The following is a 17,842-nucleotide window of genomic DNA, read 5'->3' as shown; positions in this document are numbered from 1 at the left end:
TTAGGAATTAATTATGGTAAAAATTGTTGAAAATATTACTGAATTAGTTGGAAATAGTCCAATTATCAAATTAAAAAATGGTCCAGAAAATGGAGCAGAAATTTATTTAAAACTTGAATATTTTAATCCTGGAGGTTCAGTTAAAGACCGGATTGCTTTACAAATGCTTCGGCAAGCCGAAGCAGATGGTCGCTTAAAAAAGGGAGGAACGATTGTTGAACCTACCTCTGGGAACACAGGAATTGGACTTGCCATGGCTGGTGCAGCTTTAGGCTATAATGTGGTTATTATCATGCCTGATAGTTACTCAAAAGAGCGTCGTCAGCTTATTCAAGCTTATGGAGCAGAATTGATTTTGACTCCAGCAGCTGATGGCATCAAAGCTGCCATTGATTTAGGCCAAAAATTAGTTGAAGAAAATGGTTGGTTTATGCCAATGCAATTTGAAAATCCAGCTAATCTAAAAGCCCATGAATTAACGACTGGTCCAGAAATAATTGAAGCATTTGGTGAAAATGGCCTGGACGCATTTGTTGCTTGTGCAGGCACTGGGGGTACAATTTCTGGCGTTTCTCACTATCTTAAAAGTCAAAATTCTAAAATCAAAACTTTTGTTGTCGAACCGGCAGAATCACCAATTTTAACAGGAGGTGAGAGTGGTCCACACCGCATTCAAGGAATTGGTATTCCATTTATGTCACCAAATTTAGATACGAAAGCTTATGATGGTGTAATTGATGTAACAAGTGATGAGGCTTTAGAGACCGCACGAAAAATAGGCAAAAATGAAGGATTTTTAGTAGGTATATCTTCTGGTGCAGCAATTTGGGCAGCTTATGAATTGGCAAAAAAACTTGGCAAAGGTCAAAAAGTTCTCGCTCTTTGTGCTGACAATGGTGAGCGTTATCTTTCAACAGAACTCTATGATTATTAAAACTTGGAATTTTCCAAGTTTTTTTTGTCTTATGAGCAGTTTTCTGTACTTTTTGAGCTACGGATGTTAGAATGAGAATAGATTAAGAAGATTAAAGGAGGGGAAATCGTAAATTATTGGTTGTCAGTCAATGATTGACAAATTTAACTGATTTAGTTTTTCTAACAAATTATTATGAAACTTTCATGATAATAAAAGAAAAAATCGCAATTACTAGGAGGATTTAAAATGGCTTTAAATGACAAACTTGATGCAACAAAAGATAAAGTAAGTGGAAAAGTTAAAGAAACCACAGGTAAAGTAACTGGTGATGAAAAACTAGAAGCTAAAGGTAAAACAGAAGGACTTATGGGAAAAGCTAAAGAAGGCTTGGAAAATATCAAAGACAAAGCTTCTGACCTAGCTGAAGATGTTGCAGAAAAATTTAATGATACGGTTGACTCTGTCAAACATAAAAACGAGAAATAATTGAATTTCTCAAAATTAAGCAAAACCTAAGTTATTTAAAACTTAGGTTTTTTCATTTGGAAATATTAAACTTGACTTATATACCCTTGGGGGTATATAATTATTATAAATCGAATAATCAAGAGGTGAAAAATGCAAACAATTGACATAAGTGAATTAGAATTACTGACAGAAAGTGAAAATCCAGTAATTGTAGATGTAAGAGAAGATTTTGAGTATAACAGTGGTCATGTTCCTAATGCCAAAAATATTCCATTGAGTCAACTAGAAGAAAGATATGCAGAAATTACTGACGGAACTTATCTTATCTGTCAGTCAGGTGCTCGTTCAGCTAGGGCCTGTCAGTATCTTTCGACAAAAGGAATTGATACTATAAATATTTCAGGCGGTACCATTGCTTGGAATGGCCCCTTAGTATTTACTGACAGACTTTAGAGAGAGAACGATGTTTGAATTATTTAAGAAAATAAAAAGTATCAGTCCAGCAGAAGTAAGTACTGAATTAAAAAAAGGAACACAATTAATTGATGTAAGAGAAGCTCATGAATTTCAAAATGGACATATAAAAGGCGCTCGAAATATCCCTTTAAGTAAATTGGGAGAACATGTTCTAGCCAAAAACAAAAAGTATTTATTAATTTGTCAGTCGGGAATGCGGTCAAAAAAAGCCTACAAAATATTAAACAAAGCTAATTATGATGTGACAAACGTAAATGGAGGAATACGAGCTTGGAGAGGAAAAATTAAAAAATGACAGAAAAAATATTAATTGTTGGCGGAGTTGCGGGTGGAATGTCAGCTGCAACCCGTTTGCGACGTCTTAACGAAAATGCAGAAATCATCGTTTTTGAAAAAGGCCCTTACGTTTCGTTTGCCAATTGTGGCTTACCTTACTATGTGGGGGGAGAAATTGCAGAGCGAGAAAAGTTAATTGTTCAATCTGCTAAAGCTCTAAAAAACCGTTTTAACCTAGAGGTGCGCGAAAATTCTGAAGTTATTGCGATTGATAGTGAAGGAAAGAAAGTGACTGTAGTTTCAAACGGCGAAAGCTATGTTGAAAGCTATGATAAATTGATTCTTTCACCAGGGGCTAAACCCTTAATTCCACAAATCAAAGGTTTGAACCAAGCGACAAATGTTTTTAGCTTACGAAATATTCCTGATGTGGATAAAATAATGACCTATTTGAAAGCCAAAGCTCCTAAAAGTGCAACAATTATTGGTGCTGGTTTTATCGGCTTAGAAATGGCTGAAAATCTTGCTAAACGAGGGTTAAGTGTCACAATCGTCGAAAAAGCACCACATGTTTTACCAACCATTGATCGCGAAATGGCAGCTTTTGTCAATGAAGAATTAATTAAAAATAATCTTTCAGTAATGACAAATAGAGGAGTTGTCGAATTTAAAAATGATGAAATTTTGCTAGATAATGGTGAAAGTCTGCAATCGGATTTAACGATTCTTTCTGTGGGAATTCAGCCAGAAACGAGTCTAGCTAAAAGTGCGGGCATCAAATTAGGACTAAGAAATGCAATTCTTGTTGACGAACATTATGAAACATCGGTTAAGGATATTTACGCAGTAGGCGATGCCATTGTTGTCAAAAATCAATTAGGGCAGGATGCTTTAATTTCATTGGCTTCTCCAGCTAATCGTCAAGGGCGTCAGGTAGCTGATATCATTAGTGGATTACCAATTAAAAATCGCGGTTCACTTGGAACGGCCATTGTCCGTGTTTTTGATTTGCAAGTGGCAAGTACAGGCCTTTCTGAGTTTCAGCTTAGAGGTTTAAAGATTAATCATAAAATTGTTCATGTCACGGCAAATAATCACGCGGGATATTATCCAGATGCGACTTCAATTGTTTTGAAATTAATTTTTGAACCAGAAAGTGGACAAATATTTGGTGCGCAAGCAATTGGTAAAGAAGGAGTAGATAAAAGAATTGATATTTTATCTACGGCTATCAAAGCAAAACTAACCGTTTTTGATTTACCAGAATTGGAATTGACCTATGCCCCTCCTTTTGGTTCAGCCAAAGACCCAGTAAATATGGCTGGCTATGCCGCAATAAACCTTCTCTTGGGGCAATCAGAAAATATTCAGTGGCATGAACTTGCGGCTGAATTAGCAAAAGGGAAAGTCTTACTTGATGTGAGAAATCCAAATGAGTTGGCAAAAGGGAAATTTAAAAATTCTCAAAATATTCCGCTTGATGACTTACGTGAGCGGCTAAATGAACTCGATAAAAAGACTGAATATATTGTTAGCTGCCAGTCAGGACTTCGCTCTTACAATGCAGAACGTATTCTAAAACAAGAGGGCTATAAAGTGAAAAATTTGGATGGTGCCTTTGGATTATACAGCAAAGTTACCAAGGAATTACTTGATTAGGGAGCGAAACAAGAAAAGGATGACTGATGAAAAAATATGACAAAAAAATGGAAAATCGCTTGAAACGAGCGACAGGACAACTCGCAGGAATACTTAAGATGATGGAATCTGGAGAGGAATGTATTGATGTTGTGACTCAATTAACTGCTGTTCGCTCTAGCTTAGATAGCCTGATTGGTCTAATCGTAGCTGAGAATCTCAAAGAACTTTTACTGGATAAAGAAGTGACTGACAAGGAAGAAAAACTCGAACAAGCTATAAAATTAATCATTAAAAAATAGATTTTTCATAGAAAATTGGACCAAAAAATCCTTTTTTAATATGCTATAATAAAATTAAAGCATAAGGAGGATAAGATGTACGATTTTTATTGGTATCCAAAGTGTTCAACTTGTAGAAAAGCTAAAGCAAAGTTAGATGAACTTGGAATAGATTATCAAGCGATTGATTTGAAGGAAACACCACCGAGTCAAAAAAACTTTGAGAAATGGTTTAAAGAAGCAGATTTTCCCATCAAAAAGTTTTTCAATACAAGTGGTTTAGTTTATCGTGACTTAAATCTTAAAGATAAGTTAGCAACATTATCTGAAAAAGAAATGGCAGAACTTCTTTCGTCAAATGGAATGCTTATCAAACGTCCATTACTAGTGAAAAATGGTCAAGTTCAACAGATTGGTTTTAAAGAATCATCTTATGAAAAAATATAAAAAAATGAGTTGGTTAGACTCATTTTTTTATGTAATAATATTTAAATCTTAGGAGATTCCAAAAAAAGCAAAACTTTCAAACGAAAGTATAATTCTTTCTTATGAAGAAAATATATCATATTTTAGAAAATCTGTCAATAAAAAAATGGACATTGTCCATTTTTAATTAGATAGTAGTAACCTTTATTTTTTTCAAATCGAGAATTTTTTGACTTTCTGCATTGATTGACTTGTCAGTAAAAACTTGGGAAATTTCAGGGAATGAAAAACAGGTGACAGTTCCATTTTGGTTGAATTTAGAAGCATCAGTTAAAATAATCACTTCCTTAGCCGCAGCAGCCATGACATGAATGGCTTCACTACGAGCGAGATCATTACTTCTAAAACCGCGGACGGGGTCAAAACCATCAATACCGATAAATAATTTATCAACGTAAAATTCATCAACCACCTTTTTTATCAGGGGTCCAACGTTGACCTGTGAATTATTTTGATATTCTCCTCCTAATAAAATTACCTTTACCGAGTCGGATTTACGAATATAATTGGCAATAAAAACAGAGTTAGTGATGATAGTGACATTTTTTCGATTAAAGGCTAACTCTTCGGCAAGCAAAGCGCAAGTAGAACCAGATTCAATCATTACTGTATCCCCATCAAGAATATTTTCAGCAGCTTTGACAGCAATTTTTCGCTTTAAATCATAGTTTTTAGCTAAACGAAAATTGATATCATCTGTATTATTAATCAAAGCAAAACCGTGCTGGCGATTAATAATTCCTTTCTCTTCAAGTTTATCAAGGTCTTTTCTAATCGTTACGTTTGAAACATTAAGGAGTTGTGAAAGTTGATTGACTTCAATTTTTTTATAATCACTCACAATGCGAATGATTTCGTCAGAACGGGACATTTAGTAGCCTTTCGTCATCTTTTTTTATATTTTAAGACTACCACAAAAATCTAAAAAAATAAACCTTTTTATTAGAAAACCTTTCGTTCGTAAGTCAATGAAGTAAGTCATACTCATCTCTAGTAATTGCCCAATAGTCTGTAAGAAGAGGATTTTCAAACTTAGGAAAGTAAGAATAAACCTTTCCTAAGTGTTTCATTCCTAACTTCTCCATGACCCGTCCAGACTTTGCATTTTCTGTAAAATGTTTAGCTTGAATAACTTTAACTTCTAATTTATCGAAAGAAAGCGCCAAAAGACATTCAGCAGCTTCTGGCATAATCCCTTTTCCCCAATGGTCTTGATTTAAAATCCAACCCAGTTCGACTGTTTTTTCATTGATAGGATTAAGAAAAATTTCACCAATGAGCTGACCTGAAGTTTTTTCAACAATCCCCCAATGATAGAGGCTGTTAGGCAGAAAAAACTTGGCAATTGTGGCTTTAGTTGTTTCTATGGAATCATGTGGTTCAAAGCTAGTAAAACGAGCAACTTCAGGATTAGAAGCATAGTTAAACATTTCTTGGGCATCCTCAAGTTGTAATTTTCTAAGTATCAAGCGTTCAGTTTCTAAGGTCTGATGCTCTGCTAAAACTAAATTTTTATTAACCATAAACATGTTCTCCTCAACTATTTTTACTCAATTATAGTCTCTATTTGTTTTATTGACAATAAAAAAGAACCTTTAAGGTTCTTTTATTTTAGAGTTCAAATTCTAAGAGAATGGGGACGTGGTCTAAACGTTCACCAGAATCAAGGGGTTCAGAAACTTTAACTGCTTGGGCAAGACGATTGGAAACCAGCCAGTAGTCAATTCTCCAACCTGAATTATTTAGTTTTGAAGTTTTTGCACGTTGGGCAAACCAAGTATAAATACTACGTCCTTCTTCATAAAATTTCTCAACTTGACCATGGAGTTGACGAAATGTATCAGTAAATCCAGCCTCTAAAAGTTGACCAAATTTTTCACGTTCTTGATCAGTAAATCCAGCTGAGTTGTGATTACCACGGGGATTGGCTAAGTCGATTTCTGTATAGGCTGCATTGAAATCTCCACAAGCAAAGACTGGTTTTTGAGCATCAAGGCTTGTGAGATAGTCACGATAGTTATCATCCCAAATTCCACGTAAATCAAGTCGTGTCAGACCTTCTTGCGCATTTGGTGTATAAACCGTAGTGACAAAGAAGTCAGGAAATTCAAGGGTGATGATTCGACCTTCGGCATCCATAGGTTCAGGAGCATCAATTTCAGGAAAAGTGATAGCTGGTTCTGGTAGAGTTTCTTTATAAAGAATCATTGTTCCAGAATATCCTTTACGAGCGGGTTCTACTGATGAACGCCAGACGATTTTATAACCTTTAAACAGTTCTTCCAAAACTTCCAAATGAGCTTTTTTAGGTCCAGTAGAAGGAAGTTTGGTTTCTTGAATGGCTAAAACGTCTGGTTGTGCTTGGGCAAGATTTTTAACAACAGCAAGAGAAAGGGCAGCACGTTCTGAGGTTCCAGTCAATGCAGCATTGAGTGAGTCAATATTCCATGAGATAAATTTATAGTTCATAATCGTTCCTTTATTTTTTAAAAGAATTTCCAAAGAGCTGTGACTTAAAGGAATTCTTAACTTTTCTATGATAATTATAACAAACTTAATCAGACAATGCGATTTTAGAGGTTTTTTGGTATAATATTTAGATGAGAATCTTCTCAAATATCGAGCCTCATTTGCTCGGAAAGAGGAAAATATGACAGAAAACAAAACTTTTTACATTACAACCCCAATTTATTATCCATCAGGTAAGTTGCATCTTGGTAGTTCTTACACAACTATTGCTTGCGACGTGCTTGCTCGTTACAAACGTTTGATGGGCTTTGATACTTTTTATTTAACAGGGCTTGATGAACACGGAATGAAAATTCAACGAAAAGCCGAAGAATTGGGAATGACTCCTAAAGAATACTTGGACCCAATGGCGGCTGATGTTCAAGAATTATGGAAAAAATTGGATATTTCTTATGATAAATTTATCCGTACTACAGACACTTATCATGAAGAAGCCGTAGCGAAGGCTTTTGAACAGTTATTGGAACAAGATGATATTTATTTGGGAAAATATGCGGGTTGGTATTCTGTTTCTGATGAAGAGTTTTTCACTGAAACACAACTTGAAGAAATTTTCCGAGATGAATCTGGAAATATTACTGGTGGCATTGCACCTTCTGGTCATGAAGTGGAATGGGTTGAAGAAGAAACTTATTTCTTCCGCATGGGAAAATATGCTGACTGGCTTTTACAATATTATGATGAACATCCAGATTTTATTCAACCTGAGGTTCGTAAAAATGAAATGGTCAATAATTTCATCAAGCCAGGTCTAGAAGATTTGGCTTTGACACGGACAAGTTTTACTTGGGGAATCCCTGTCCCTTCTAATCCTAAGCATGTGGTCTACGTGTGGTTTGATGCTTTATTGAACTATATTACAGCGCTCGGCTATAATTCTGACAATGACAGTAATTTAAAAAAATACTGGCCTGGAATTAATATGGTTGGTAAAGAAATTGTTCGTTTCCATACGATTTACTGGCCAATTATGCTTCATGCTCTAGGTTTACCTGCTCCTAAAAAGATTTTCGGACATGGATGGCTCTTGATGAAAGACGGAAAAATGTCTAAATCAAAAGGGAATGTTGTTTATCCTGAGATGTTGATTGAACGTTATGGCCTTGATGCGGTTCGTTATTATTTGATGCGTGCGATTTCTTTTGGACAAGATGGAATTTTCACTCCAGAAGACTTTGTTGGACGTATTAATTTTGATTTGGCCAATGATTTGGGGAATTTGTTGAATCGTACCGTGTCAATGATTAACAAATATAATGACGGAAAAATCGAAGCAACTGGAGTTTCGACTGAATTTGATGCAAGTTTGGAAGAAGTGGTTGAAGAAACAATCAGTCATTTCCATAAAGCAATGGATAAATTTGAATTCAACGTAGCTTTGGCTGATGTTTGGACATTGATTTCAAGAACAAATAAATATATTGATGAAACAGCACCTTGGGTCCTTGCAAAATCAGAAGATGACAAAGCAAAATTGAATAATGTTTTGTATCATTTGGCAGAAAATTTACGGATTGCAGGTGCACTATTACAACCATTTATGCGTGCAACATCAGGTAAAATCTTTGAGCAATTGGGAATGGATGAAAGATCATTTTCACTTGAAAATCTTTCTTTTGGCTATTCATTTACTCATCCTGTAGTAGCAAAAGGTCAACCTATTTTCCCACGTCTTGATGTGGAAGAAGAGGTTGCTTATATCCAATTACAAATGGCTGGCGGCGTATTGCCAGAAAAAGAGTGGGTCCCTGAAGAAGTTGAATTGAATTTAACTTTACCACAAATTAAATTTGATGATTTTGAAAAAATTGAACTAAAAGTTGCCGAAGTTCTTGAAGTGGAATCTGTTGAAGGTTCTGATAAATTGTTGAGATTTAAATTGGATGCTGGTGATTCTGAACCACGTCAAATCTTGTCAGGAATTGCACAATTTTATCCAAATGAACAAGAATTAGTAGGTAAAAAATTACAAATCGTAGCCAATTTGAAACCACGTAAAATGATGAAAAAATACGTTTCACAAGGAATGATTTTGTCAGCCGAATTTGATGGAAAATTGCGTGTCTTGACCGTTGATGATGATGTTCCTGCTGGTTCATTGATTGGGTAAAATTAATTAGACAATAAAAAATGTGAAAGATTTGTTATCTTTCACGTTTTTTTACGTATAGTATATCAGGAGAGAAAGCTCTTAGTGTTCACTTGGTTTCATGCGCCCTGACAAATTCTAGATGGAGAAGGTGCCTATGAAGACAAAGTGTTTCCTTGGTTATGGAGAGGATTTCATGCTAGCGGTACTTGGGATGATTATCGAAGTTTTGAACTTCGTAATTAATCTAGTTAGGCTCTGGCTTGAAATTAAAAAAACTAATCGCAATTAGCGACTAGTCCCACCATAACCAAGTTTGAACACGCGGCCTGTTAGAGCAGACCGTTTTTTTTTTCGCGTGTTGCACTTTGTTGAACTTATTATAGCACAAAATTTTAAGGGGAACAAATAGAGTATAATTTTTGAGGACTATTTATTAGTTGAATCTATCGGATAGTTAAAACTGGTTTTCATTTATCAAAAACCTCTCGAACTTTGTTATAATAAATTCAGTATGTTTTAAACAATATGGAGGAAAAAATGACTTTTGAAGAAGCATTAGCTTTACTTAAAGCTGGGAAAAAAGTAGTCAGAACACAAGGCTGGTCTGGTGCCGAAAATTATGTTAAACTCTATGATTCGATTGTTTTAGAATCTGGTGAGAAGTTGGAAGTTACCCCTTATTTCTTGATTAATGTCTCGGGAGAGGGTGAAGGTTTTTCAATGTGGGCCCCAACGCCTTGCGATGTTTTGGCTGATGATTGGGCCTTGGTTGAATAGATAGATAGGCTACAAAATGAAATTTTCTGGGAAAAAAGTGCTAATTACAGGTGCTGCCAGTGGTATTGGCTTGGCTCAAACAAAAGTATTTTTAGCCAAAGGCGCAGAGGTTGTTGCTGTGGACTTACAAGAATTTACTGACGAATCTGTCATTAATTCAAAAAATCTGTCAGTAAAAATTCTTGATGTTTCCGATGCTCAATCAGTTGAAAAATTGGCTGACGAAGTGGGAAGTATTGATGTTTTACTCAATACAGCGGGCGTTTTGGATGCTTATAAAACTTTGGAAGAAACTGACTTTGCAGAATGGCAACGAATTTTATCAACGAATCTCAATTCGATGTATTTGATGATTTCAGCATTCTTGCCAAAAATGAAAGCTCAAAAATCAGGCGTAATTATCAATATGGCTTCGGTTGCTGGCTTGGTTGCCGGTGGTGGTGGCGTCGCTTATACGGCCAGTAAACATGCCATTGTTGGGTTGACAAAACAGTTAGCTTTGGATGAAGCGCAACACGGGATTCAAGTAGCAGCCATCGCTCCAGGTGCCATCAATACACCGATGAATGCGGCTGATTTCACTGAAAATAATGGTCAGATGGCTCAATGGGTAGCTGATGAGACACCAGCTAAACGATGGGCTAGTCCTCGCGAAGTGGCTGATTTGACCCTCTTTTTAGCAAGTCCACAAGCCTCTTATATGTCAGGAGCAATTGTCCCGATTGATGGTGGCTGGACAATCAAATAAAAGATATTGAAAGACTTATCAGCATGTTGGTAAGTCTTTTATTTATTGTGGGAAAGTCTGTATTAACTACAAAAGTACTGACAGACTTGTTGATTTTTACTGATAAGTTGTTCAATTGCTTGTTTTCTGTGAAAAAATTTCTGTCAGTAATTTTTTTGCTTTTTTGTTGGCAGGATATTCCGATGCTCCTGTTAGAATTTCTATCGAGTACAAAGAATGATTCCTTCGTTAGTAAAAATAATGACCAAATAATAATTAGATGAAAGCAAATATTTGTCAATCCTTTTCATTTCGCAAAAAATCTGCTAAAATAAAAACGTTGCTCAATAGTGAGTTAACCCTTGAGCCTTCATCCCTTTGCTCAAGCATATTATAGGCGAATTTTGTCGCCAAAGGAGAACCTTTTGAAAAAATCAAAAACTTATGATATTGTTACAATCGCAATTGTTGCGGCCCTGTATGTTATTCTAACGATGACACCAGGTTTGAGCGCAATTTCTTACGGACCTATTCAATTTCGAGTGTCAGAAATGTTGAATTTTACAGCCTTCTTCAATAAAAAATATATTATTGCGGTGACAATTGGTTGTATGATTTCAAACTTTTTATCTTTCACTTGGGTAGATGTGATTGTCGGTGGTTTGTCAACTTTAGTATTCTTAAGTCTTGGTGTCCTTTTGTTTGACCGCTTTAAAAAAGATTATTTTTGGAATGGTCAGTTAAATAAAGCATTTTTCTTTTTTGCAATTTTCTTTTCGATAAGTATGTTCACCATTGCTCTTGAATTAAAATTTGTCGCAGGAACACCATTTTTGCTGACCTGGGGGACATTAGCTCTAGGTGAATTTGCCAGCTTATTTATCGGGGCATTTGTCATGGATAAATTAGGTAAAAGAGTTGATTTGAGTCGTTAAATAAATGAAAAGCAGCTCAGGCTGTTTTTTTTGAACCATTTTTAGAAGTCAGAATTACTTAATTTGTTATAATTAAAATAAATAAGAGATTGGAGAGCTTTTTATGAAAAAAATCGCTGTAATTGCTGCTTCTGGTAAGGCAGGAAGTTTAATCGCTCAAAAAGCATTTGGGCGCGGTCATGAAGTGACTGCCATTGTTAGAAATAAAGCACGATTAAAAGTTGAAGTGACTACTATTCTTGAAAAAGATATTTTTGAATTAACTTCTGAAGACTTAGCAGGATTCGATGCAATCGTTTTAGCGCATCGGGCACCGGCAGGTCATGAGGAAGATTATTCAAAAGTAGCCCATGTGATGATAAAACTTCTTGAAAATATAGATAGTCGTTTAATTGTTGTTGGGGGAGCAAGCTCTCTCTATCTTGATGAAAGTCACGAAAAACGCTTGCTTGATGTGACACCAACAGATTTACCTTACTATCCAACTCTTTTAGAGATGGCAAAAGCAAGCTTGATTTATGAAGCTTCAAAACTTAATGTGACCTTCTTCTCTCCTGCAGAATTTTTTGACCCAGAAGGAGCACAAACAAATAATTATACAATTACCGGCGATGTTTTAGAACATAATAAAGCGGGTAAAAGTCGAATTTCATATGCTGATTACGCCGAGGCTGTGCTTAATATGATTGAGGATGGAAGCCATCAACATGAGCATATCGGAATTTATGAAAACTAAAAATTAATGAATTATCAAAGAGAAAGAAATTAATTCTTTCTCTTTTTTTGTTTAAAAAAGTATAATAATACATAAAATTCTTGACAAATAAAAAATAGAGTAGTATAGTGTATAAAAATACATAGAAAGTGTGTAAATATGAAAAAAGTAGCAATTGTCGGAATTAGAGGTTATAGCGGCTTAGAACTGTTCCGAATTTTCTATTATCATCCAGAAGTAGAAGTAACAAAAATATATGCAACAAGTCATTATGGAGAAAAATTATCAGAGTGCTTTCCGCAACTTGAAGGCTTGACTGACTTGACTATCAGTGAATTTAATGAAGAAGAAATTATGGCAGAATGTGATGCGGTTTTCTTTGCAACCTCAGCGGGTGTTAGTCAAAAATTAGCTTTAACTTTTATTGATAATAATTTTCCTGTCATTGATTTATCAGGAGATTTTCGATTAGCTGATTTAGAAATATACAATAAATGGTATAAAAATACAAATTTAAAAAATGAATATTTATTAAGCGCTCAATATAATCTGGCAGACATTGGTCAAGCAAAAGCTAACTATATAGCGAATCCAGGTTGCTATGCAACAGCCACACTACTTGCACTTTATCCGTTAGTTAAAAATAAGATGATTGATTTAGACTCAATCATTGTGGATGCCAAGTCAGGACTTTCGGGAGCCGGAAAAGGTCTGTCTGACGCGAGTCATTTTGTGAATGTTGTCGATAATATGTCCATGTATAAAATCAATAGTCATCAACATATTCCAGAAATTGCTCAACAATTGAAGATTTGGAATTCAAATTTTCAAGCCTTGCAATTTTCAACTTCTTTAATTCCTGTGAGTCGAGGGATTTTTGTTAGTAGCTATGCAAAAGTTGCAGCTGATTTTGATTTTGAAACGATAAAAAATGCTTATGAACAGGTCTATGCGACAAAAAACTTTGTCAGAATTCGACGACAAATGCCCCAACTCTCAGATGTGATTGGGACCAATTTTTGCGATATTGGATTAGCTTATAATCCAGTGACAAATGTTTTGTCAGTTGTTTCGGTGATTGACAATCTTATGAAAGGGGCTGCCGGACAAGCAGTACAAAATTTTAATCAGTTATTTGGCTACGATGAAAGTTTAGGCTTGAAATTTATGCCAAGTCTTTAGAAGAGGAAGAAATGAAAGAAATAAAAGGGACAATTGCAAGTCCAAAGGGATTTTTGGCAGATGCTGTTCATGCACAATTAAAATATAAAAACTTAGATTTAGGGTTAATACTAAGTCAAGTTCCAGCTGCGATTGCTGGCGTTTTTACAACCAATAAGGTTTGTGCAGCGCCAGTATTGATTGACCGTCAAATTGTCAAAAAAGGACAAGCACGGGCCATTATTTGTAATTCGGCGGTTGCCAATGCAGTAACAGGCGAGCAGGGTTATGCAAATGCTTTGAAAACACAAAAATTGCTTGCTGAAAAATTTGAACTCAAAGCTGAGGAAGTGGCGGTTTGCTCAACAGGGGTCATTGGAGTACAGCTTCCGATGGAAAAAATTGCCACAGGGATTTCAAAGTTATCCAAAAATGAAGGGACAGCAGCATATTTTGCCAAAGCCATTTTAACAACAGATACCCAAACTAAAACAATTAACTTTGAAGCTGAAATTGGGGGTCAAATCGTGAATATGGCCGGGGTTTGTAAGGGATCGGGGATGATTCATCCAAATATGGCAACCATGCTTGCTTTTATTACGACGGATGCAAAAATTGCTCAAGCTTTACTACAAAAAACATTATCAGAAATTATTGAAACGACATTTAATCAGATTACAGTGGATGGAGATACTTCAACGAATGATACTGTTTTGTTGATGGCAAATGGCCAAGCTAAAAATAATGAAATTTTAGAAGGAAGTTCAGACTATCTTTTGTTTAAAGAAATGCTGGCAAAGGTTTGTCAGTCCTTAGCCAAACAAATCGCCGCTGATGGTGAAGGTGCAACTAAACTGATTGAAGTGACCGTCAAAGGAGCGCCAAATGATTTAACAGCGCGATTTATTGCCAAAAAAATTGTGGGTTCAAGTTTAGTTAAAACGGCAATTTTTGGTGCACACCCTAACTGGGGGCGGATTATTTCGTCAATTGGTCAGGTGGCTAATTTTGAAGTTTCTGATATTGAATTAAAACTTCAAGATGAACTTGTGCTTTATCATTCAACACCAGTTGACTTTGATGCAGCTTTTCTTTCTGAGAAATTAAAAGAAGATAAAATTGAAATTATTGCTGACTTGAATGCTGGAAGTGGCTTGGGTCAGGCTTGGGGCTGTGATTTGACTTATAAATATGTCGAAATTAATGCTTTATATACAAGTTAAGAAGGAGAAAAAATGACAAATTTATTTGAAAATTATGGTCGCCTACCGTTTAGCTTAATCAAAGGAGAAAATCAATATTTATTTGATGACAGGGGAAATAAGTATTTAGATTTCACAAGTGGGATTGGGGTCATGAATTTAGGATATAGTTTTGAAAAGGGAAAAGTGGCGGTGAAAGCTCAATTAGACAGCCTGTCTCATCTTTCAAATCTTTATCAAAATCCTTTGCAAGAAGATGTGGCTGAAAAGTTAAGTCAAAATCATTCTTATAAAGCTTTTTTTTGTAATTCTGGGACTGAAGCTAATGAAGCAGCTTTAAAATTAACTCATCTCATCAAAAAAGATCAGAAAATTTTGGCGTTTACAGATGGCTTTCATGGTCGTACTTTTGGTGCTATGAGTGCTACCATGCAAGAAAAAATCCAAGCAGGATTTTCGCCTTTATTACCAAATTTTGTGGCTAGTCCTTTTAATGATGTGGTAGCACTTGAGCAAATTCTTGAAAAAGAAAAAATTGGCGCGATTATTTTTGAAATTATTCAGGGTGAGGGTGGCGTTTTACCAATTTCTCCAGATTTTGTTGAAGCTCTAAAAACTTGTCAGCAAAAAGGAATTTTACTGATTATTGATGAAGTTCAAACTGGAATTGGTCGAACTGGAAAATTATTTGCTTTTGAACATTTTGATTTTGAGCCGGATATTTTTACTTCGGCAAAAGCATTGGCGAATGGGATTCCTACAGGTGCGATGCTCGCTAAGAATAAATATGCCAGTTATTTTTCAGCAGGAAAGCATGGCTCAACATTTGGTGGGAATCCTTTAGCCATGGCTTCGGCTAATGAAGTTTTAAAAGAAATTGACAGTGAGTTTTTAGAAAAAGTGACTGTCAAAGGCATTTTTTTCTTAAAATTACTGACAGAAAAGCTGTCAGTAAAAGCGACGGTTAAGTCCATCAGAGGTTTGGGATTGATGATTGGAATTCAATTAACTGACGAGAAAAAAGTTCCAGAAGTTCTTGCTTTACTGCGTGAAAATGGTCTCTTAGCCTTGTCAGCTGGTCATGATGTCATTCGCTTACTCCCACCGCTTGTCATGACGAAAGAAGAACTGCAAAAAGGAGCAGAACTATTGGAGAAAATTTTATGAGAGATTCACAAAACACAGCTCAAACTTTGACCGAAAGTCTCAAATATTTTCTGAAATATCGTGACCAAACGGTTGTCATTAAATATGGTGGGAATGCGATGATTGATGAAAAAGTGAAAGAAAGTATTCTAAAAGATATTTTATTACTTAAAACGGTGGGAATTAAAGTAGTTTTGGTTCATGGCGGTGGACCTGCGATTGGAGAATTACTTGAAAAATATGAGCAAAAAAGCCAATTTGTTCAAGGTTTGCGCGTGACAGATAAGAAAACAGCTCAATTAGCACTGACAGCTTTAGCTGGAAAAGTAAATAAAAGTTTGGTTCAAGATATCATTCGTTTAGGTGGCAATGCGATTGGCGTTTCAGGAATTGATGGTAAATTGATAGAAGCCAAACCTATTTCTGAAGATTTAGGCTATGTTGGAGAAATTACAGCGATTCATCCGGAAATCATTGAGCGTATCAATCAAACGGATGCTGTTCCCGTCATTGCTTCGGCCGGCATTGGTCTTGATGGTGAAATTTATAATGTTAATGCTGATACCGCAGCCAGTCGAATTGCCGGTGCATTGAGTGCTGAACAATTTATTTTATTAAGCGATGTTCGTGGCTTATATGGCAATTTTCCTGACGAGGAGTCATTTATTGATGAAATCAATCTGACCAATCTAGAAAAGTTAGTCAAAGAGAAAAAAATTACTGACGGAATGATTCCAAAGATTGAAGCCATTAAATATGCCATGTTTGAAGGATTGGGTCAGGCTGTTTTATTAGACGGTCGTGTTCCTCACGCCTTGTTATTGGAATTATTTACTGACAAAGGGCAAGGGACAATGATAAATCATTGATAATTTAAGCAAATAAGAGGAGAGAGAATGTTTCAAGGAAGAAGTTTTTTAAAAGAAACAGATTTTAGTAAAGATGAATTGTTATATCTGATTGATTTTGCAATTCATCTTAAAAAGTTAAAAAAAGAACATATTCAACATAAATATTTATTAGATAAAAATATTGCCCTTATTTTTGAAAAAACATCTACAAGAACAAGAGCAGCTTTTACAACGGCCGCTGTAGATTTGGGAGCACATCCTGAATTTTTAGGGCCAAATGATATTCAGTTGGGCAAAAAAGAATCTATTTCAGATACGGCGAAAGTTTTGGGTTCAATGTTTGATGGCATTGAGTTTCGTGGGTTTAAGCAAAGTGATGTGGAAATTCTAGCCAAAGATTCAGGTAGACCCGTTTGGAATGGATTGACTGATGATTGGCATCCGACACAGATGCTGGCAGATTTTATGACAATCAAGGAGCATTTTGGCCATTTGCAAGATTTAACCCTCGCTTATGTTGGTGATGGACGAAATAATGTGGCAAATTCTCTATTAGTGACTGGAGCAATTTTAGGCGTAAATATCACAATTATTTCGCCCGAGTCCTTGCAACCCGCTTTAGAAATACAAAAACTGGCACGTAAATATGCCATGAAAAGTCGCAGTAAAATAAGTATCCGAACAGATTTAAATGGACTTGAAAATGCTGATATTGTTTATACTGATGTTTGGGTCAGTATGGGTGAGGAAGCTCAAACAGCCAAGCGAATTAAATTATTGAAATCCTATCAAATTAATCAAAAAGTTGTTGAAAAAATTATTAATAAAAACTTTATTTTTATGCATTGTTTACCCAGCTTTCATGATTTAAACACAGAAGTGATGAAAGAAATTAAGGAAAATTATAACCTTAATGAATTAGAGGTTACTGATGAAGTTTTTAATTCAAATAATTCGGTCGTTTTTGAACAAGCTGAAAATCGAATGCATACCATAAAAGCAGTCATGGCGGCTACTTTAGGGGATTTATTTATTCCTAAAATATAAAAAAGAGAAAAAACGTTAATTAAGGGGGAATAGCCCAGATTTAATGTTTTTTCTCTTTTTTATGGCGCAAAAGTCCCGTTCCACAGGGAAAGGCATACAAAAAACGTTTTTTTTGGTA

20 protein-coding genes, 1 pseudogene and 1 riboswitch are annotated in these 17,842 nt (G+C 35.5%); of the genes and pseudogenes, 18 read left to right on the top strand and 3 right to left on the bottom strand.

The genetic code is table 11. From position 1 onward, the window contains the following. The first annotated feature begins 13 nt into the window (after positions 1-13). From cysK to PYW37_RS08780, 7 genes are all read left to right on the top strand, one after another. Positions 14-934: a cysteine synthase A gene (cysK, locus tag PYW37_RS08810; protein ID WP_023188859.1), complete on the top strand. Its 921-nt coding sequence runs from the start codon at positions 14-16 to the stop codon at positions 932-934. Positions 935-1,162: 228 nt separating this feature from the next. Then, the gene (locus tag PYW37_RS08805) at positions 1,163-1,402 is read left to right on the top strand and encodes a CsbD family protein (protein ID WP_003132523.1); all 240 of its coding nucleotides are present in this window, start codon (positions 1,163-1,165) and stop codon (positions 1,400-1,402) included. A 132-nt stretch (positions 1,403-1,534) separates the two neighbouring features. After that, entirely contained in the window at positions 1,535-1,837 is a 303-nt protein-coding gene (locus PYW37_RS08800) for a rhodanese-like domain-containing protein (protein ID WP_023188857.1), read from the top strand. Positions 1,838-1,847: 10 nt separating this feature from the next. Continuing rightward, a complete protein-coding gene (locus PYW37_RS08795; protein WP_023188856.1) occupies positions 1,848-2,156 on the top strand; it encodes a rhodanese-like domain-containing protein in 309 nt (102 codons plus the stop codon). Next, complete coding sequence (locus tag PYW37_RS08790) at positions 2,153-3,796, top strand: FAD-dependent oxidoreductase (protein ID WP_025016731.1); 1,644 nt, start codon at positions 2,153-2,155, stop codon at positions 3,794-3,796. Before PYW37_RS08795 ends, PYW37_RS08790 begins: the two co-directional genes overlap by 4 nt. 26 nt (positions 3,797-3,822) lie before the next feature. Beyond that, on the top strand, positions 3,823-4,077 hold the full coding sequence (locus PYW37_RS08785) for a metal-sensitive transcriptional regulator (protein ID WP_023188854.1): 255 nt from the start codon (positions 3,823-3,825) through the stop codon (positions 4,075-4,077). Between the two features lie 75 nt (positions 4,078-4,152). Next, entirely contained in the window at positions 4,153-4,503 is a 351-nt protein-coding gene (locus PYW37_RS08780) for an arsenate reductase family protein (protein ID WP_003132532.1), read from the top strand. Between the two features lie 166 nt (positions 4,504-4,669). Here the strand turns inward: PYW37_RS08780 and PYW37_RS08775 are convergent, their stop codons facing one another. The 3 genes from PYW37_RS08775 to PYW37_RS08765 all read right to left on the bottom strand — a co-directional run bounded on the left by PYW37_RS08775 (position 4,670) and on the right by PYW37_RS08765 (position 7,011). Further along, complete coding sequence (locus PYW37_RS08775; protein WP_017864323.1) at positions 4,670-5,413, bottom strand: DeoR/GlpR family DNA-binding transcription regulator; 744 nt, start codon at positions 5,411-5,413, stop codon at positions 4,670-4,672. 94 nt (positions 5,414-5,507) lie between these two features. Then, positions 5,508-6,071 carry a GNAT family N-acetyltransferase gene (locus PYW37_RS08770; protein WP_050428183.1) on the bottom strand — a complete coding sequence of 188 codons (564 nt, stop codon included), beginning with the start codon at positions 6,069-6,071 and terminating at the stop codon, positions 5,508-5,510. 82 nt (positions 6,072-6,153) lie between these two features. Beyond that, on the bottom strand, positions 6,154-7,011 hold the full coding sequence (locus PYW37_RS08765; protein WP_023188852.1) for an exodeoxyribonuclease III: 858 nt from the start codon (positions 7,009-7,011) through the stop codon (positions 6,154-6,156). Positions 7,012-7,183: 172 nt separating this feature from the next. Between PYW37_RS08765 and metG the strand changes: the two are divergent. From metG to argF, 11 genes and pseudogenes are all read left to right on the top strand, one after another. Continuing rightward, positions 7,184-9,181 (top strand): annotated as a pseudogene (gene metG / locus PYW37_RS08760) (methionine--tRNA ligase); the annotation flags it as partial. 136 nt (positions 9,182-9,317) lie between these two features. Further along, positions 9,318-9,452, top strand: coding sequence for a hypothetical protein (locus PYW37_RS08755; protein WP_023188850.1), 135 nt, complete (start codon positions 9,318-9,320; stop codon positions 9,450-9,452). Between the two features lie 248 nt (positions 9,453-9,700). Next, positions 9,701-9,940: a DUF2829 domain-containing protein gene (locus PYW37_RS08750; RefSeq protein ID WP_011835550.1), complete on the top strand. Its 240-nt coding sequence runs from the start codon at positions 9,701-9,703 to the stop codon at positions 9,938-9,940. 16 nt (positions 9,941-9,956) lie between these two features. Continuing rightward, positions 9,957-10,688: a 3-oxoacyl-ACP reductase gene (locus PYW37_RS08745; RefSeq protein WP_025016730.1), complete on the top strand. Its 732-nt coding sequence runs from the start codon at positions 9,957-9,959 to the stop codon at positions 10,686-10,688. A gap of 301 nt (positions 10,689-10,989) precedes the next feature. Beyond that, a riboswitch (PreQ1 riboswitch) is annotated at positions 10,990-11,095 on the top strand. Continuing rightward, positions 11,093-11,602, top strand: coding sequence for a QueT transporter family protein (locus PYW37_RS08740; protein WP_023188848.1), 510 nt, complete (start codon positions 11,093-11,095; stop codon positions 11,600-11,602). Its footprint overlaps the riboswitch before it by 3 nt. A 103-nt stretch (positions 11,603-11,705) precedes the next feature. Continuing rightward, a complete protein-coding gene (locus tag PYW37_RS08735) occupies positions 11,706-12,338 on the top strand; it encodes an NAD(P)-dependent oxidoreductase (RefSeq protein ID WP_017864328.1) in 633 nt (210 codons plus the stop codon). 138 nt (positions 12,339-12,476) lie between these two features. Then, positions 12,477-13,499 carry an N-acetyl-gamma-glutamyl-phosphate reductase gene (argC, locus tag PYW37_RS08730; protein WP_025016729.1) on the top strand — a complete coding sequence of 341 codons (1,023 nt, stop codon included), beginning with the start codon at positions 12,477-12,479 and terminating at the stop codon, positions 13,497-13,499. A gap of 11 nt (positions 13,500-13,510) precedes the next feature. Then, entirely contained in the window at positions 13,511-14,701 is a 1,191-nt protein-coding gene (gene argJ, locus PYW37_RS08725; RefSeq protein WP_025016728.1) for a bifunctional glutamate N-acetyltransferase/amino-acid acetyltransferase ArgJ, read from the top strand. A gap of 12 nt (positions 14,702-14,713) precedes the next feature. Beyond that, positions 14,714-15,847 (top strand): acetylornithine transaminase, encoded by a 1,134-nt coding sequence (argD, locus tag PYW37_RS08720; protein WP_023188844.1) that lies wholly within the window; start codon positions 14,714-14,716, stop codon positions 15,845-15,847. Further along, a complete protein-coding gene (argB, locus tag PYW37_RS08715; protein WP_011835542.1) occupies positions 15,844-16,695 on the top strand; it encodes an acetylglutamate kinase in 852 nt (283 codons plus the stop codon). The genes argD and argB overlap by 4 nt, the downstream gene beginning before the upstream one ends. Positions 16,696-16,722: 27 nt before the next feature. Next, the gene (gene argF, locus PYW37_RS08710; protein ID WP_044009629.1) at positions 16,723-17,724 is read left to right on the top strand and encodes an ornithine carbamoyltransferase; all 1,002 of its coding nucleotides are present in this window, start codon (positions 16,723-16,725) and stop codon (positions 17,722-17,724) included. Positions 17,725-17,842: the final 118 nt, after the last annotated feature.

Origin of the sequence: Lactococcus lactis (genome assembly GCF_029023865.1) — a bacterium.
GTDB lineage: Bacteria > Bacillota > Bacilli > Lactobacillales > Streptococcaceae > Lactococcus > Lactococcus lactis.
This window is presented reverse-complemented; position numbering and strand designations above follow the sequence as displayed.

What these genes read in the sequence shown, in the direction of transcription:
- cysK (WP_023188859.1), top strand. Translation starts at nt 14, where the DNA reads ATGGTAAAAATTGTTGAAAATATTACTGAATTAGTTGGAAATAGTCCA.
- PYW37_RS08805 (WP_003132523.1), top strand. Translation starts at nt 1,163, where the DNA reads ATGGCTTTAAATGACAAACTTGATGCAACAAAAGATAAAGTAAGTGGA.
- PYW37_RS08800 (WP_023188857.1), top strand. Translation starts at nt 1,535, where the DNA reads ATGCAAACAATTGACATAAGTGAATTAGAATTACTGACAGAAAGTGAA.
- PYW37_RS08795 (WP_023188856.1), top strand. Translation starts at nt 1,848, where the DNA reads ATGTTTGAATTATTTAAGAAAATAAAAAGTATCAGTCCAGCAGAAGTA.
- PYW37_RS08790 (WP_025016731.1), top strand. Translation starts at nt 2,153, where the DNA reads ATGACAGAAAAAATATTAATTGTTGGCGGAGTTGCGGGTGGAATGTCA.
- PYW37_RS08785 (WP_023188854.1), top strand. Translation starts at nt 3,823, where the DNA reads ATGAAAAAATATGACAAAAAAATGGAAAATCGCTTGAAACGAGCGACA.
- PYW37_RS08780 (WP_003132532.1), top strand. Translation starts at nt 4,153, where the DNA reads ATGTACGATTTTTATTGGTATCCAAAGTGTTCAACTTGTAGAAAAGCT.
- PYW37_RS08775 (WP_017864323.1), bottom strand. Translation starts at nt 5,413, where the DNA reads ATGTCCCGTTCTGACGAAATCATTCGCATTGTGAGTGATTATAAAAAA.
- PYW37_RS08770 (WP_050428183.1), bottom strand. Translation starts at nt 6,071, where the DNA reads ATGTTTATGGTTAATAAAAATTTAGTTTTAGCAGAGCATCAGACCTTA.
- PYW37_RS08765 (WP_023188852.1), bottom strand. Translation starts at nt 7,011, where the DNA reads ATGAACTATAAATTTATCTCATGGAATATTGACTCACTCAATGCTGCA.
- PYW37_RS08755 (WP_023188850.1), top strand. Translation starts at nt 9,318, where the DNA reads ATGAAGACAAAGTGTTTCCTTGGTTATGGAGAGGATTTCATGCTAGCG.
- PYW37_RS08750 (WP_011835550.1), top strand. Translation starts at nt 9,701, where the DNA reads ATGACTTTTGAAGAAGCATTAGCTTTACTTAAAGCTGGGAAAAAAGTA.
- PYW37_RS08745 (WP_025016730.1), top strand. Translation starts at nt 9,957, where the DNA reads ATGAAATTTTCTGGGAAAAAAGTGCTAATTACAGGTGCTGCCAGTGGT.
- PYW37_RS08735 (WP_017864328.1), top strand. Translation starts at nt 11,706, where the DNA reads ATGAAAAAAATCGCTGTAATTGCTGCTTCTGGTAAGGCAGGAAGTTTA.
- argC (WP_025016729.1), top strand. Translation starts at nt 12,477, where the DNA reads ATGAAAAAAGTAGCAATTGTCGGAATTAGAGGTTATAGCGGCTTAGAA.
- argJ (WP_025016728.1), top strand. Translation starts at nt 13,511, where the DNA reads ATGAAAGAAATAAAAGGGACAATTGCAAGTCCAAAGGGATTTTTGGCA.
- argD (WP_023188844.1), top strand. Translation starts at nt 14,714, where the DNA reads ATGACAAATTTATTTGAAAATTATGGTCGCCTACCGTTTAGCTTAATC.
- argB (WP_011835542.1), top strand. Translation starts at nt 15,844, where the DNA reads ATGAGAGATTCACAAAACACAGCTCAAACTTTGACCGAAAGTCTCAAA.
- argF (WP_044009629.1), top strand. Translation starts at nt 16,723, where the DNA reads ATGTTTCAAGGAAGAAGTTTTTTAAAAGAAACAGATTTTAGTAAAGAT.